12 protein-coding genes, 1 tRNA gene and 1 pseudogene are annotated in these 14,140 nt (G+C 60.3%); 13 read left to right on the top strand and 1 reads right to left on the bottom strand.

Features of this window, described 5'->3' with window-relative positions; translation table 11 throughout:
- The first annotated feature begins 32 nt into the window (after window positions 1-32).
- The 6 genes and pseudogenes from DDQ68_RS06035 to rplT all read left to right on the top strand — a co-directional run bounded on the left by DDQ68_RS06035 (window position 33) and on the right by rplT (window position 6,010).
- Window positions 33-914: a tetratricopeptide repeat protein gene (locus tag DDQ68_RS06035; protein ID WP_109655499.1), complete on the top strand. Its 882-nt coding sequence runs from the start codon at window positions 33-35 to the stop codon at window positions 912-914.
- Between the two features lie 26 nt (window positions 915-940).
- A complete protein-coding gene (locus DDQ68_RS06030) occupies window positions 941-2,083 on the top strand; it encodes a tetratricopeptide repeat protein (protein ID WP_109655498.1) in 1,143 nt (380 codons plus the stop codon).
- A 287-nt stretch (window positions 2,084-2,370) separates the two neighbouring features.
- Window positions 2,371-4,305, top strand: a complete 1,935-nt coding sequence (thrS, locus tag DDQ68_RS06025) for a threonine--tRNA ligase (protein ID WP_109655497.1) — start codon at window positions 2,371-2,373, stop codon at window positions 4,303-4,305.
- 213 nt (window positions 4,306-4,518) lie between these two features.
- Window positions 4,519-5,076 (top strand): annotated as a pseudogene (gene infC, locus DDQ68_RS06020) (translation initiation factor IF-3); the annotation flags it as partial.
- 209 nt (window positions 5,077-5,285) lie between these two features.
- Complete coding sequence (gene rpmI / locus DDQ68_RS06015; protein ID WP_109655496.1) at window positions 5,286-5,480, top strand: 50S ribosomal protein L35; 195 nt, start codon at window positions 5,286-5,288, stop codon at window positions 5,478-5,480.
- A gap of 185 nt (window positions 5,481-5,665) precedes the next feature.
- Window positions 5,666-6,010 carry a 50S ribosomal protein L20 gene (gene rplT / locus DDQ68_RS06010; protein WP_109655495.1) on the top strand — a complete coding sequence of 115 codons (345 nt, stop codon included), beginning with the start codon at window positions 5,666-5,668 and terminating at the stop codon, window positions 6,008-6,010.
- A gap of 172 nt (window positions 6,011-6,182) precedes the next feature.
- Here rplT and DDQ68_RS06005 read toward each other — a convergent pair.
- Window positions 6,183-6,256 (bottom strand) — tRNA-Met (locus tag DDQ68_RS06005).
- Between the two features lie 132 nt (window positions 6,257-6,388).
- Between DDQ68_RS06005 and DDQ68_RS06000 the strand changes: the two genes are divergently transcribed.
- The 7 genes from DDQ68_RS06000 (at window position 6,389) to trxB (ending at window position 14,135) form a co-directional block, all read left to right on the top strand.
- Window positions 6,389-6,793, top strand: coding sequence for an START-like domain-containing protein (locus DDQ68_RS06000; RefSeq protein ID WP_109658330.1), 405 nt, complete (start codon window positions 6,389-6,391; stop codon window positions 6,791-6,793).
- A 57-nt stretch (window positions 6,794-6,850) separates the two neighbouring features.
- On the top strand, window positions 6,851-7,816 hold the full coding sequence (locus DDQ68_RS05995; protein ID WP_109655494.1) for an IS481 family transposase: 966 nt from the start codon (window positions 6,851-6,853) through the stop codon (window positions 7,814-7,816).
- 70 nt (window positions 7,817-7,886) lie between these two features.
- Window positions 7,887-9,335 carry an LptF/LptG family permease gene (locus DDQ68_RS05990; RefSeq protein WP_245897334.1) on the top strand — a complete coding sequence of 483 codons (1,449 nt, stop codon included), beginning with the start codon at window positions 7,887-7,889 and terminating at the stop codon, window positions 9,333-9,335.
- A gap of 122 nt (window positions 9,336-9,457) precedes the next feature.
- Window positions 9,458-9,733: a 30S ribosomal protein S15 gene (gene rpsO, locus DDQ68_RS05985; RefSeq protein WP_109655493.1), complete on the top strand. Its 276-nt coding sequence runs from the start codon at window positions 9,458-9,460 to the stop codon at window positions 9,731-9,733.
- A gap of 175 nt (window positions 9,734-9,908) precedes the next feature.
- Complete coding sequence (pnp, locus tag DDQ68_RS05980; protein WP_109655492.1) at window positions 9,909-12,074, top strand: polyribonucleotide nucleotidyltransferase; 2,166 nt, start codon at window positions 9,909-9,911, stop codon at window positions 12,072-12,074.
- Between the two features lie 116 nt (window positions 12,075-12,190).
- On the top strand, window positions 12,191-13,054 hold the full coding sequence (locus DDQ68_RS05975) for a sigma-70 family RNA polymerase sigma factor (RefSeq protein ID WP_068231931.1): 864 nt from the start codon (window positions 12,191-12,193) through the stop codon (window positions 13,052-13,054).
- 145 nt (window positions 13,055-13,199) lie between these two features.
- Window positions 13,200-14,135 carry a thioredoxin-disulfide reductase gene (trxB, locus tag DDQ68_RS05970; protein WP_109655491.1) on the top strand — a complete coding sequence of 312 codons (936 nt, stop codon included), beginning with the start codon at window positions 13,200-13,202 and terminating at the stop codon, window positions 14,133-14,135.
- The last annotated feature ends 5 nt before the right edge of the window (window positions 14,136-14,140 follow it).

Here is a 14,140-nt window from a genome sequence, read left to right as displayed (position 1 = left end):
CGTGCGGCCTCGCGGGCGCGGGGGGACCGGCAATGGCCCAGCAGCCGGCCGTGCCTGGGGCCCCCGCGCCTGCGCCGGCCGAAGCGCCCCCCGCCGCCCCGCCCGATACGGTGGTGGGTGACCCGATGGCCGTGCGCCAAAAGCTGTTCGACGCCGTGCGGCTCGTCAACCGCTACAAGGATTCGGAGGCGCTGGCCGCGTACCAGAACGTGCTTAAAATTGACCCGGTGCACTACCTGGCCCTGTGGCAGGCGGCCGTGCTGAGTGTGAAAATAGGGGCCCGGTACTCCGACGAAACCCGCAAAGCGGCCTACTTCACCGCCGCTGCCCGCTACGCCGACCGGGCCCTGGCCCTACGCCCCGAGGGCGGAGAGAGCAACTACGCCGCCGCGCTGGCCTTGTTTAGCCAGGCGGGTTTGTACCGCTCGGAAAACCGCCTGGCGGCATTCCGCGACTTGCGCTCCTACGTGTTCCTGGCCGTGGCCCAGCGCCCCGACCTGCCCGAAGCCTGGCAGCTGCTGGGCCGCTGGCAGTACCGCGTGGGCCACTACAACGTACTGGAGCGCATTTATAGTAAAGTCTTGTTGGGCGGGGTGCCACCCGGCGGCAGCGTGGCCGATGCCATGCGCAGCCTCGAAACGGCCATCCGGCTGGATTCGATGCGGGCCTCGTTTTATTACGACCTCGCCCGCATGTACCGCTATCAGGGCCGCCGCCGCAGCGCCGTGGCCCTGCTGCAAAAAGCCGTGCGCCTGCCCACTTTCACCAGCGAAGACCTGACTATCAACCGCTTGTGCCAGCAGCTGCTGGAGCCCCTGCAACGGGCTACCACCCGCCGCGCCCAGCGGCAGCTGCGGATTCGGCAGGGGGCCGCCGCCGCCGCCGGGGCCCCGCCTGCCGTGCCAGGGCCCTAAGGGCGCAGCGGGCCGTACTTTTGGGCATGCGTTGCGCGCCGTTTATTTTGCTTGCCGGGCTGCTGGCCACGGCGCTGGGGCTCCCAGGCTGCCAATCGGCCCCCGCCGAGCGGCCCGATACCCTCGTGGACTTGGCCACCGTGCAGAGTGGGCCCCGCGTGCAGGCCGATGAGCTGGATGGGGCCCTTCGCCAGCAGCCGGGCAATGTGGCTCTGCTCTCGCGCCGCGCCGCCCTGCGCCTGGCCGCTGGCCAGCCCACCGCCGCCCTGCGCGATGCCTCCGCTGCCCTCGACCTGACCGACGACGACGACGGTCCCCTGTACTTTCTGCAGGCCCGGGCCCTGCGGATGCTGGGCCGCCTGCCCGAAGCCCTGGCCGCCGCCCGCCAAGCGGCCGATAATGGCTTCACGGGGCCCGAGCTACCGCTGCTGGTGGGCGAAACCCATTTGGCGGCCCGCAACTACCCCGCCGCCCTCGACAACCTCGACCGGGCCCTGCGCCTCGACCCCGACCAGCCGGCGGCGCTGTTCTACAAAGGCTTGGCCTACGCCGCTTCGGCCGATACCGTCCAGGCCCTCGATTACTTACGGGCGGCCCTGGCCCGCGAGCCGCGCCAGCCGGAGATTTTGCACCAGCTGGCCTTTCTCTACAACGCCCTGCGCGACCCCGAGCAAGCCGTACGCTACGCCGCCCGTGGCCTGCGCCTCGACACCGCCTCCGGGGCCCTGCACTACGACTACGGCCGCCAGCTGGAGCTAAAGGGCGTGACCGACAGCGCCGCCTGGTTCTACCGCCGCGCCCTGGTGCTGGACACCACGCAGTACCGGGCCGATTACCGCCTGGCGCTGGCCGCCGGGGCCCACGGCCAGCGCCCGGCCACCCTCATCCCGCACCTGGCCCGTGCCCTGCGCCGCAATCCGCGCCTGCCCGAAGCCCGCGCCCTGCTGGCCGAAGCCCTTGAAGCTCATAACCAATTGCCCGCCGCCCTGGCTCAGTACCGCCTGCTGGTGGCCGAAAACCCGGGTAATGCGCACTGGACTTTTAAGGTGTGGAAGGTGGGTAACCGCGCCCGCCTGCTGCTGCCCGATAGCCTGCGCCCGGCCCCGCTCTACTACCCGGGGCCCCCGCGGGCCCAGCCCCCGGCCGTGGCACCCCTAGCCCCTCGTTAGGCGGCCTACCGCCGCAGTGGCGCACAGGCGCGCAAGGAGGCCAAACACTATCCAAACTCCCAGCCGCACCGGCTACGTGAACTGGCAGGCCGTTTGACTAATGCCCGAACCCGTGAGCCGCGCCCGTAGCAAGTGCGGTAAGGAATCGGATGAATTGGGGCCCGGCGTCTGCGCCGCCCGCGGCTTGTTTGCGTTGCCATTCCCGGCTCCATCCACTCCGTACGTGCAGGCACTCCCTGCCTCGGGCGTAACTTGCGCCTGCTTTGCGCTCATCGCGGGCACTAGTTATGCTGCATATTACCCTTCCCGACGGCTCGCCCCGCGAGCTACCCGACCACGCCACCGGCTACGACCTGGCCGCTTCCATCTCCGAGGGCCTGGCCCGCAACGCTTTGGCCGTCAACGTGAACGGCGAAGTACGCGACCTGCACCGCCCCCTGCCCGACCAGGCAAGCGTGGCCATCCTCACCTGGAACGATGATGCCGGCAAAGCCACTTACTGGCACTCCTCGGCCCACTTGATGGCGGAAGCGTTGGAGGCCTTATATCCCGGCGTGAAGCTGGCCATTGGCCCGGCCGTCGAAAATGGCTTTTACTACGACGTAGACCTCGGCGAAGGCCGTACCATCAGTAGCACCGAGTTTCCCGAAATCGAGAAGAAGATGGTGGAGCTGGCCAAGGCCAAAAGCCAGTACGTGCGCCGCGAAGTGCCCAAGGCCGAGGCCATTGCCTACTTCACCGAGAAGCAGGACCCCTATAAGCTGGAATTGATTGACGGCCTCGAAGACGGCCAGATCACGTTCTACACCCAGGGCAATTTTACCGACCTTTGCCGGGGGCCCCACATTCCTGACACCAGCACCATCAAGGCCGCGAAGCTTATGAACGTGGCCGGGGCCTATTGGCGCGGCGATGAGAAAAATAAGCAGCTTACCCGCCTCTACGGCATCACGTTTCCCAAGGCCAAGGAGCTCACCGAGTACCTGGAGCGCCTGGAGGAAGCCAAGCGCCGCGACCATCGTAAGTTAGGCAAAGAGTTGAAGCTCTTCGCGTTCAGCGAGCGGGTGGGGGCCGGCCTGCCGCTATGGCTGCCCAAGGGCACGGCCCTGCGCGAGCGCCTCGAACAGTTCCTGCGCAAGGCCCAGGTGAAGGCCGGTTACCAGCCCGTCGTCACGCCTCACATCGGGTCCAAGGAGCTGTACGTCACCAGCGGCCACTACGAAAAGTACGGGGCCGACTCGTTCCAGCCCATCCGCACGCCCAACCCCGGCGAGGAGTTCTTCCTCAAGCCGATGAACTGCCCTCACCACTGCGAAATTTACAAAACGGAGCCTCGCAGCTACCGCGACCTGCCGGTGCGCTACGCCGAATTCGGCACCGTGTACCGCTACGAGCAATCGGGCGAGCTGCACGGCCTCACCCGTGTGCGCGGCTTCACCCAGGACGATGCCCATATCTTCTGCCGCCCCGACCAGGTGAAGGACGAGTTTAAGAAGGTGATTGACTTGGTGTTGTACGTCTTCAAGGCCCTGGGCTTCGAAGACTACACCGCCCAAATTAGCCTGCGCGACCCCGAGAATAAAACCAAGTATATCGGCTCCGACGAGAACTGGGCCCTGGCCGAAAGCGCCATCCAGGAAGCCGCCGCCGAAAAAGGCCTTATCACCGTCACGGAACTGGGCGAGGCGGCCTTCTACGGCCCCAAGCTCGACTTCATGGTGCGCGATGCGCTGGGCCGCCGCTGGCAGCTGGGCACCATTCAGGTAGACTACAACCTGCCCGAACGCTTTGACCTGGAGTACGTAGCGTCCGACAACACTAAGCAGCGCCCCGTGATGCTGCACCGGGCCCCCTTCGGCTCGCTGGAGCGTTTTGTAGCGGTTCTTATTGAGCACTGCGCTGGTAATTTCCCGCTCTGGCTCACGCCTGAGCAGTTCATCGTGCTGCCCATTTCCGACAAGTTTATTGACTACGCCTACGAGGTGAAAGCCCAGTTGGAAGCCGCCGACCTGCGTGGCACTGTGGATGCCCGCGACGAGCGCATTGGCCGTAAAATCCGCGACGCGGAATTGGCTAAGACCCCGTACTTATTAGTCGTAGGGGAGAAGGAGGCCGAAGCTGGGGCCGTCGGCGTGCGCCGCCACGGCGAAGGCGACTTGGGGGCCCTGTCGGTGGCCGATTTTATCGCCAGCGTGCAAAGCCAGGTAGCCGCAGCCATCTAAAACAGCGTGCGCCAGTGCCCTGGTTTTCAGTAAACGAGCCGCCGGAACCCCGCTATCTGGGCCCCTGGCGGCCTCGTTTATGGAAAGTTAACCGTGCTGGTTTGCCTTTACGAATAAAAATAACGATATTTGCCCCCTGATTGCCAGGGGTTACTCAGGCCAATCAGCCCTAAAATCTATTCTCAGCCACTTTTTTCGCAGGAGGACCAAACCATAGCAACCCCGAATCGTCGGTACGTGCCCCGCCAGCAGGTGGAGGAGCCGTTCAAAATCAACCAGAAGATCCTGGCCCGCGAAGTCCGCCTAGTTGGCGACAACGTGCCCCAGGGTGTGTACACCACAGACCAAGCCCGTAAAATGGCTCAGGAGCAAAACCTCGACCTCGTCGAGATTTCGCCCACGGCCACGCCGCCCGTTTGCCGCGTCATCGACTACTCGAAATTTAAGTACGAGCAGAAGAAGAAAACCCGCGAGCTAAAGGCCAAGCAAACCAAGGTTGTCCTCAAGGAAATTCGTTTCGGACCCAACACCGACGAGCACGATTTTGCTTTCAAGGTGAAGCACGCCCAGGAATTTTTGCGCGAAGGCGCAAAAATCAAGAGCTATGTGCACTTCGTCGGCCGGAGCATTGTGTTTAAAGAGCGGGGCGAAATCCTGCTGCTCAAATTTGCCCAGGCCCTTGAGGACCTCGCTAAAGTAGAGCAACTCCCCAAGCTCGAAGGCAAACGGATGTTTCTCTACCTTGCACCCAAAGCCGCTATCGTAGCCAAGCCCGCCGCGAAACCCGCTGCTGCCGGCGACAAGCCGGAGAAAAAGGCCCCCAAGCCGGCCGCTGCCCAAGAGGCTGCGCCGCAGGAAGCCGAAGCCCCGGCCACCGCGGAGGCCGATACTGAATAGCATATCCGGTTGCGGATGGCTTCCCGGCCCACGGTCGGTCAGCAATCAACAAACAATCAACAACCACCCCAAACCCCACTACAATGCCGAAAGTAAAGACGAAATCCGGTGCTAAGAAGCGGTTCACGCTCACCGGCTCGGGCAAGGTGAAGCGGAAGCACGCCTATAAATCGCACATTCTGACCAAGAAGAGCACCAAGCGCAAGCGTAACCTTACCCATGCCGGCCTCGTGAGCAGCGCCGACATGAACCGGGTGAAACAAATGCTGAACATCTAATTTTAGTGGTCAGTTGCTCGTTGTCAGTTGCTAGGTCTTCCTAAATACTGTCATTTGAGGCTAACAACTGACAACGAATAACTGACAACGAGCAACTGACAACCAAACAATCACCAGGCTTCCGGCCGCAATTCCAAGCCACTGCCGCCGTGCAGTGACGCCGGCTGCCAAAAACAATCTAGGTTATGCCAAGAAGTGTCAACCACGTGGCCTCGCGCCACCGCCGCAAAAAAATCATGCGTTTGGCGAAAGGCTATTACGGCCGTCGCAAAAACGTGTGGACCGTTGCCAAGAACGCCGTTGAGAAAGGCTTACTTTACGCCTACCGCGACCGCAAGGTAAAGAAGCGCGAATTCCGCGCCCTTTGGATTCAGCGTATTAATGCCGGTGCTCGCCAGCACGGCCTGTCGTATTCGCAATTGATGGGCGGTTTGAAGAAGGCTGGCATTGAACTGAACCGCAAGGTGCTGGCCGACCTCGCCCTGAACCACCCGGTTGCCTTCCAGGGCATTGTGGAGAAGATTAAATAATCCACGCCCGGCCCCATTACCACCAGGAAAACGCCGGTGCCGCAAGGCGCGGCGTTTTCTTGCTTCGGGGGAGTTTTAGCACTGCCTCTTATCAAGCAAGCTTCACGCTGGATTTGAACTCCTGGGCCATAAAAAAACCGTCCTGGCACAAGGCCAACACGGTTTTTAAACGTAGCGGGAGGCGGGTACGATCCGCCGACCTCAGGGTTATGAATCCTGTGCTCTAACCAACTGAGCTACCCCGCCGGGTTTTATGGGTGCAAAGGTAATGAAAAAATGGCTTTCCCGCAAATAGGGCCCCAATATTGTAGATTTTTCTGTGTCACTGGCCCTTTACTGGGTCGGGATCCTCGTTCTTAATTGTTTAGTGCCATGGCTATGCCTGATACCCAAACCAAAACGCGGTTTGTGGGGGATTTCTCCATCAATGCCTCGCCTAAAATTCTGTTTCCTTACTTGGCTACGGCTGCGGGCCTGGCCCGGTGGTTTTGCGACGATGTGAACCACGTAGCGGGTGGGCGATTGAACTTTGTGTGGGACCGCGAGAACCACTACGCAGAAGTTGGGCCCCAGCGCCTCAACCGTGCCGCGCGCTACGTGTTTTCGGGGCCAGAGCATGCCATCTCGGCCGATCCCAGCTACGTGGAATTCACCCTGCACTCGTCGGAAGTGACGGACGAGGTGTTTTTGCACGTCGTGGACTATTCCTCGGCCCAAGCCGCTGAACAGCGCGAGCTCTGGGACGGGCTCGTGGCCAGACTGCGCGAGCAAGTAGGGGGCTAGGTGTATAGTCCCAGGGGATGGGAAAGGGGACTTTTGTCGTAGCTTTCAGGCAACTCGATGGGAAAAGTACCACACGGCTGCGCCACCACAACGCCGGCAACCCGGCGCCTTATCCAGCAAAGTACAGAAGGCGTACAAACGCTAGCCAAGCGCCTGGGCCTGACCCAGGGCACCGTGCGCAAGTGGCGGCGGCGTACCAGTACGGAAGAGGCTGTGCGCGGCCCCAAACCGGCCTCCACTGGGCTCACCCCCGCGGAAGAGGCGGCCGTTGTACTCTTCCGCCAGCACACGCTGCTGCCACTCGATGACTGCCTCTATGCCTTGCAGGAGACGCTTCCGCACCTGAGCCGCTCGGCCCTGCACCGCTGCTTCCAACGCCACGGCATCAGCCGCTTACCCCCAGCCGACGAGCCGGCAGCCGGGGCGGGTAAGGCGCTGTTTAAGGCCTACGAGCTGGGCTACCTGCACGTGGATTTTGCCGAAGTCCAGACCGAAGAAGGCAAGCAGTATTTATTCGTGGCCATTGACCGCACCAGCAAGCTGGCCTTCGCCGAGTTACAGCTACAGGCCACGCAGGCCATCGCCACGGACTTTTTGCGCCGGGTCTTGCCGCAGATTCCCTACAAGGTGCATAAGCTGTTGACGGACAACGGTATTCAATTCCGAAACTTACCGCATCATACGAAAGTCGGTCGCCATCCTTTCGGTCAGCTCTGCGACGAGTGGGGCATCGAGCAGCGCTTTACCAAGCCGGCTCACCCCTGGACCAATGGGCAGGTAGAGCGGATGAACCGGACGGTGAAGGAGGCCACGATTAAGCAGTTTCACTACGAGACGAGCGCGCAGTTAGACAGTCACTTACAAGCCTTTTTGCTGGCTTACAACTACGCCAAGCGGCTCAAGCGCTTGAAGGGCCTAACCCCGCACGAATTTATTTGTGCGGAATGGCGAAAAAATCCTACTATCTTTCATCGCGATCCAACCCGCGACCCCCTTCCCCATACACCGGGACCATACAGCTAGGGCCCTCACGCACGATTTGGCCGCTTGCCCCGTTGGTAGGGCGTGGTTGCGTTATTGTTTGGCCCTGCGCATGATCAAGAAACTCGATAAGCTAATTTTAAAGGCCTTCGCCGGGCCGTTCCTGCTCACGTTTGCAGTAGTGCAGTTCATTCTGCTCACTCAAACGCTGCTCAAGTACCTCGACGACATCATTGGCAAGGACCTGGGCCTGCCGGTTATTGGCAAGCTGCTATTTTTCCTGAGCGTGCTGATTGTGCCCACTTCGTTGCCACTGGCCGTGCTGCTCTCGTCGCTGATGACGTACGGCAGCATGGGCGAGCACCACGAGCTGACGGCCATTAAGGCCTCAGGTATTGCCCTCACGCGCATCCTGCGGCCGGTGTTGGTGGTAAGCCTAGGCCTGTTGCTGGCCTCGTTTTGGTTCAACAAAACGGTGGTGCCCAAGGCCAACCTCAAAGCCTACAGCTTGCTGTGGGATGTGCGCCAGCAAAAACTCGCCCTTGACATCCGCGAAGGTGTGTTCTACGGCGGCATCCCGGGCTACACCATTAAGGTGGACCGCAAGACGGGCCCCAACAAAGACCGCTTGCACGGGGTGATGATTTACAACCATACCCAGCAGAGTGGCAACTATACCGTGATGCTGGCCGATTCGGGCCGCATGTTCACGCGCTTCAATGGGGCCTACCTGGGCCTGGAGCTTTTCCACGGCCACAACTACGTAGAGCAGCCCGACGCCCAGAACCGCGCCGGGGCCAGCTTCATCCGCCAGGGTTTTGACCACAACGTGGTGACGTTCTCACTGGCCTCGTTCGACCTCAACCGCACGAAGGAAGAGCTCTTCCAGACCAACCGGATGATGCTCACCATCCCGCAGCTGCGCGCCGGTACCGATTCTATTCAGCGCAGCCTGGGCCTGGCGCGCCAGCAAATGCCCCGCCAGCTCGATGCCTACTACACGTACCTGCGCTTCGACACGCTGGGGGCGGCGGCTAGCCGCCGGGTGGCCAATTGGCAAGTACCGGTGCGCCGCTTGCCCAAGCTGACGGCCCCCATGGTGGAGCAGGCGGCCACCCGGGCCCGTAACCTGCGCGAGTCGTTCAAGGTCACCGCCGATAAACTCGATAACCTGGCCCGTGACTCGGCCCAGTACCGCGTCGAGATTTATAACAAGTATGCCCAGTCGGTGGCCGTGTTGCTCATGTTCCTGATTGGGGCCCCGTTGGGGTCCATCATCAAGAAGGGTGGCTTGGGTGTGCCCATCCTGGTGTCCATTTTGTTCTTTATTGTGTACTACGTGCTCACCATCACGGGCACTAAGTACGCCAAGGAGTTTGTGCTGCCTGTGGGCGTAGGCGTGTGGATGGCCAACCTGGTGCTGCTGCCTGTGGGGCTATTTTTATTGTTCCAGGCTTACAACGACTCGGGTTTGCTGGAAGTAGACTTTTGGCGGCGGCTGCCCCGGCGCCTGGGCCTGCCGGGCCTGCGCCGGATCACAAAGCCCGAGGGCGAAGAATAGGGCCCCGGGGCAATTTTTGTTGCCAATTATTTAATTAAACGGCATACCTTTGCGACACCCCGAAATGCGGGATGCATTTTTTCATTTTTTAAATCCAAGACGGGGCCCAGCCCTATCCGCCGATGAAACTGACCACCGAAACAAAACAGGAGATTTTCGAAAAGAATAGCCTGCAACACGTTAAAACCGATACCGGCTCGGCCGAGGCTCAGATTGGCCTCTTCACCCACCGCATCAACCACCTGACGGAGCACTTGAAGGTGAATAAAAAAGACCACAGCACCCGCTTGGGTCTGCTGAAACTGGTGGGCAAGCGCCGCCGCATGTTGGACTACCTCCAGCACCGCGAAATCAACCGCTACCGCGCCATTATCAAAGAGCTGGGCATCCGTAAGTAAGTCCAATGCTTGAGAGTAGGGAGCCTTCCAGTGGGAGGTTCCCTACTCTTTTTTTTGCCTGTTGCGAGAAGTGAGTCGGGAGCAATAAGCTGCGCTTTTGCGTTCAGCGGTTACGCCACGCTCCCACCCCGCGGTTCTCACTTCTCCTGTCTCTTATTCTCTCTTCTCCAACTGAATGCCCGCTCCCCACGCTATTATTAAAACCCTGGCCTTGCCCGACGGCCGCCAGATCTCCATTGAAACCGGCAAGCTGGCCAAATTTGCCGACGGGGCCGTAGTGGTTCGCCTCGGCGATACCATGCTGCTGGCCACCGTGGTATCGGCCCCCAGCCAGCGCGACGGCGTTGATTTTCTGCCCCTGTCGGTTGACTACCAAGAGAAATTCGGCTCGGCTGGCAAAATCCCCGGCTCGTTTCAGCGCCGCGAAGGCCGCCTGTCGGACTACGAAATCCTGATTTGCCGCCTCGTCGACCGCATCCTGCGGCCGATGTTCCCCAAGGACTACCACTACGAGGTGCAGGTGATGATCACCCTTATCTCGGCCGATAAAGAGGTGCAGCCGGATGCCCTGGCGGCCTTGGCGGCTTCGGCCGCGCTCTCAATTTCGGACATTCCGTTTGCCGGCCCGATTTCGGAAGTGCGCGTGGCCCGCATCGACGGCCAGTTTCAGATCAACCCCAAAACCAGCGACCTGAAGCGCGCCGACATGGACCTCATCGTGGGTGCTACCGGCGACTCGGTGGCCATGGTGGAAGGCGAGATGCATGAGGTGAGCGAGGAGGAAATGGTGGCCGCCATTGCCTTCGGCCACGAGGCCATCAAGGCCCAGGTGCAATTGCAGAAGGATTTGGCTGAGGCCGTGGGCCGTACGCCAGAGTCGCAGCCCCGCGAGTACCCGAAGTACGAGGAAAACGACGCGCTGAAGCAGCTCATTCACCAGGGCATCTACCAGGGCGCCTACGATGTGGCTCGGGGGGGCAACACCAGCAAAGCCGGCCGTAAGGAAGGCTTTACTGGGGTGAAAAAAGCGTTTCTTGACAAGCTTTTGGCCGAGCAGCCCGAGCTAGACATGAAGATGTTCAGCCGCTACTACTCGTCGGCTGAGAAGAAGGCCATCCGCGACATGATGGTGAAAGACCGGGTACGCCTCGATGGCCGCCAGCTGACGGAAATTCGCCCCATCTGGTCGGAAATTAACTACCTGCCGGGGGCCCACGGTTCAGCTATCTTCACCCGTGGCGAAACCCAGAGCCTGACCACGGCCACGCTTGGCACCAAGCTCGACGAGCAGATTGTGGACCAGCCCCTGACCAAGGGCTACTCGAAGTTCATGTTGCACTACAACTTCCCCGGTTTCTCGACTGGTGAGGTGAAACCCAACCGTGGCGCCGGCCGCCGCGAAATCGGCCACGGCAACCTGGCTATGCGCAGCCTAAAGCAAGTGCTGCCCCCCGATGACGAAAACCCCTACACCATCCGCATCGTGTCGGACATCCTGGAGTCGAACGGCTCCAGCTCAATGGCGACGGTGTGCGCCGGTTCGCTGGCGCTGATGGACGCCGGTGTGAAAGTGCGCGCCGCCGTGGCCGGCATTGCCATGGGCCTCGTGCAGGACAAGGAAACTGGCGAGTACGCCGTGCTTTCGGATATTCTGGGTGATGAGGATCACCTCGGCGACATGGACTTTAAGGTGACGGGCACCGAGAAAGGCATTTGCGCTTGCCAGATGGACATTAAAATCCAGGGCCTGAGCAATGAGATTCTGACCGCTGCCCTGCACCAGGCCCGCGAAGGCCGCCTGCACATTCTGCGCGAAATGGCCAAAACCATCGACGCGCCGGCTGCTGAGTTGAAGGCCCATACGCCCCGCTCGCATAAAATGCTGATTGACAAAGAATTCATCGGTGCCATCATCGGGCCGGGCGGCAAGGTTATCCAGCAGATCCAGAAGGATACCAACGCCACGGTGATCATCGAGGAGAAGGACGAGAAAGGTCACGTGAGCATTTACGCGGCCAACCAGACCGATATGCAGGGAGCCATCGACCGCATCCGGGCCATTGCGGCACAGCCGGAAATCGGCGAAACTTACAAAGGCAAGGTGCGCAGCATCCAGCCCTACGGCGCGTTCGTGGAGATTATGCCTGGCAAAGACGGGTTGCTGCACATCTCGGAAGTGACGCACGAGCGCATCCAAAGCCTTGAAGGCTTGCTGGAAGTGGGCCAGGAGATTGACGTGAAACTGGTGGACATTGATAAGAAAACCGGCAAGTACCGCCTCTCGCGGAAAGTGCTGCTGCCGAAGCCTGAGGGCGCGGCTGCGGACAACGGCCAAGCGTAACGCTAAGCCCGAACTTTCATCAAAGGAAGCCTGTTGATTCCCTTTGACTCCCGGCCTATCGTTAGCTTTTATTCTTTGTCAACTATTAACCCTGGTTATCGCCTTTACCTCTTTCCATGAGACAGTTAAAAATCAGCAAGCAGATTACCAACCGCGAAAGCCAGTCGCTGGATAAGTACCTCCAGGAGATTGGCCGAGTGGATTTGCTCACCCCCGACGAGGAGGTGACCCTGGCCCAGCGCATCCGCGACGGGGACCAGCAGGCGCTGGAAAAGCTTACCAAAGCCAACCTGCGCTTCGTGGTGTCGGTGGCAAAACAGTATCAAAACCAAGGGCTTAGCCTCGGTGACCTCATCAACGAGGGAAACCTGGGTTTGATTAAAGCTGCCAAACGTTTCGACGAAACCCGTGGCTTTAAGTTTATCTCGTACGCCGTATGGTGGATTCGCCAATCCATCCTCCAAGCCTTGGCCGAGCAGAGTCGCATTGTGCGCCTGCCCTTGAATCGAGTAGGCTCGCTGAACAAAATCAGCAAGTCATTTTCGGAGCTGGAGCAGAAGTTTGAGCGCGAGCCCTCGCCTGAGGAAATTGCTGAAGTGCTGGAGCTGACCACCTCGGAAGTAGTGGACACGCTCAAGATTTCAGGCCGCCACGTGTCGGTGGACGCGCCGTTTGTGCAAGGCGAAGAAAACCGCTTGCTCGACGTGCTCGAAAACGAAGACGAAGAGTCGCCCGATATGGCCCTGATGAACGACTCGCTCCGCAAGGAAGTGCAGCGGGCTCTGAGCACGCTCACTAAGCGCGAGGCTGACGTTATCACCCTGTATTTCGGGCTGAACGGCGAAGCTGCGCTGACGCTGGAAGAGATTGGCGAGAAGTTTAACCTGACCCGCGAGCGGGTGCGTCAGATCAAAGAAAAGGCTATTCGCCGCCTGCGCCACACCTCGCGCTCGAAGGCGCTGAAGCCTTATTTAGGTTAATTCCACTTAATTTTGCAATGCATGAAACCCCAGCTGTAAGGTTGGGGTTTTTTGCTAGCGGCGGGGTTGTCGGCGTCGCATTGTTTCTTACACATTTTTGGGGCCCCGGGCCCCATGCTATGGCCCCAAGGGCCCTCATCACAACATGTCTAAACACCATAAGTGCCTGATTATTGGTTCGGGCCCTGCAGGTTACACCGCAGCCATTTACGCAGCCCGGGCCAACATGGCCCCCGTAATGTACATGGGCCTGCAGCCCGGTGGGCAACTCACCATCACGAGTGATGTGGAGAATTTCCCTGGTTACCCCGACGGTATAATGGGCCCCGAGATGATGGAGGACCTGAAAAAACAGGCCACTCGCTTCGGTACCGACATCCGCTACGGCATTGCCACGAAGGTGGATTTCTCAGGGCACCCGCACAAAATTACCATCGATGAAACGGTAGAATTGACGGCCGACGCCGTAATTATTGCCACCGGAGCCTCGGCCAGGTGGCTGGGGCTGCCGTCGGAAGCTAGGCTGAACGGCTCGGGCGTGTCGGCATGCGCCGTGTGCGACGGTTTCTTCTACCGGGGCCAGGAGGTGGCTATTGTGGGCGCCGGAGACACGGCCGCGGAGGAAGCTACCTACTTGGCTAATTTGGCCAGCAAGGTGACCATGATTGTGCGGAAAAGCGAGATGAAAGCCTCGAAAATTATGCAAAAGCGCGTACTCGACAACCCCAAGATCGAGGTGCTGTTTAACACGGCCACCGATGAGATTCTGGGCGAGCATGCCGTGGAAGGCGTGCGGGTAAAAAACCTGCTGACCCACGAAACGCGGGAAATCGCGCTGACGGGCTTTTTTGTGGCCATTGGGCACGATCCGAACTCCAAGATATTCCAGCCCTACTTGCACCACGACGAGCAGGGCTACCTCAAGACGCTGCCCGGTACAAGCAAAACCAACGTTGATGGCGTATTTGCCTGCGGTGACGTGCAGGATTTCACCTACCGCCAAGCCGTGACGGCGGCTGGCACCGGCTGCATGGCTGCCCTCGACGCCGAGCGTTACTTGGCGACCATGGGCCTGCATTAATTCTG

The organism is Hymenobacter nivis, from assembly GCF_003149515.1.
Taxonomy (GTDB): Bacteria; Bacteroidota; Bacteroidia; order Cytophagales; family Hymenobacteraceae; genus Hymenobacter; species Hymenobacter nivis.
This window is presented reverse-complemented; position numbering and strand designations above follow the sequence as displayed.

Bases quoted from the DNA above. Each gene is read 5' to 3' on its own strand.
- pnp (WP_109655492.1), top strand. From the start codon at position 9,909: ATGCCCGCTCCCCACGCTATTATTAAAACCCTGGCCTTGCCCGACGGC.
- rpsO (WP_109655493.1), top strand. From the start codon at position 9,458: ATGAAACTGACCACCGAAACAAAACAGGAGATTTTCGAAAAGAATAGC.
- DDQ68_RS06030 (WP_109655498.1), top strand. From the start codon at position 941: ATGCGTTGCGCGCCGTTTATTTTGCTTGCCGGGCTGCTGGCCACGGCG.
- DDQ68_RS05995 (WP_109655494.1), top strand. From the start codon at position 6,851: ATGGGAAAAGTACCACACGGCTGCGCCACCACAACGCCGGCAACCCGG.
- DDQ68_RS05975 (WP_068231931.1), top strand. From the start codon at position 12,191: ATGAGACAGTTAAAAATCAGCAAGCAGATTACCAACCGCGAAAGCCAG.
- DDQ68_RS06035 (WP_109655499.1), top strand. From the start codon at position 33: ATGGCCCAGCAGCCGGCCGTGCCTGGGGCCCCCGCGCCTGCGCCGGCC.
- rpmI (WP_109655496.1), top strand. From the start codon at position 5,286: ATGCCGAAAGTAAAGACGAAATCCGGTGCTAAGAAGCGGTTCACGCTC.
- DDQ68_RS05990 (WP_245897334.1), top strand. From the start codon at position 7,887: ATGATCAAGAAACTCGATAAGCTAATTTTAAAGGCCTTCGCCGGGCCG.
- thrS (WP_109655497.1), top strand. From the start codon at position 2,371: ATGCTGCATATTACCCTTCCCGACGGCTCGCCCCGCGAGCTACCCGAC.
- trxB (WP_109655491.1), top strand. From the start codon at position 13,200: ATGTCTAAACACCATAAGTGCCTGATTATTGGTTCGGGCCCTGCAGGT.
- DDQ68_RS06000 (WP_109658330.1), top strand. From the start codon at position 6,389: ATGCCTGATACCCAAACCAAAACGCGGTTTGTGGGGGATTTCTCCATC.
- rplT (WP_109655495.1), top strand. From the start codon at position 5,666: ATGCCAAGAAGTGTCAACCACGTGGCCTCGCGCCACCGCCGCAAAAAA.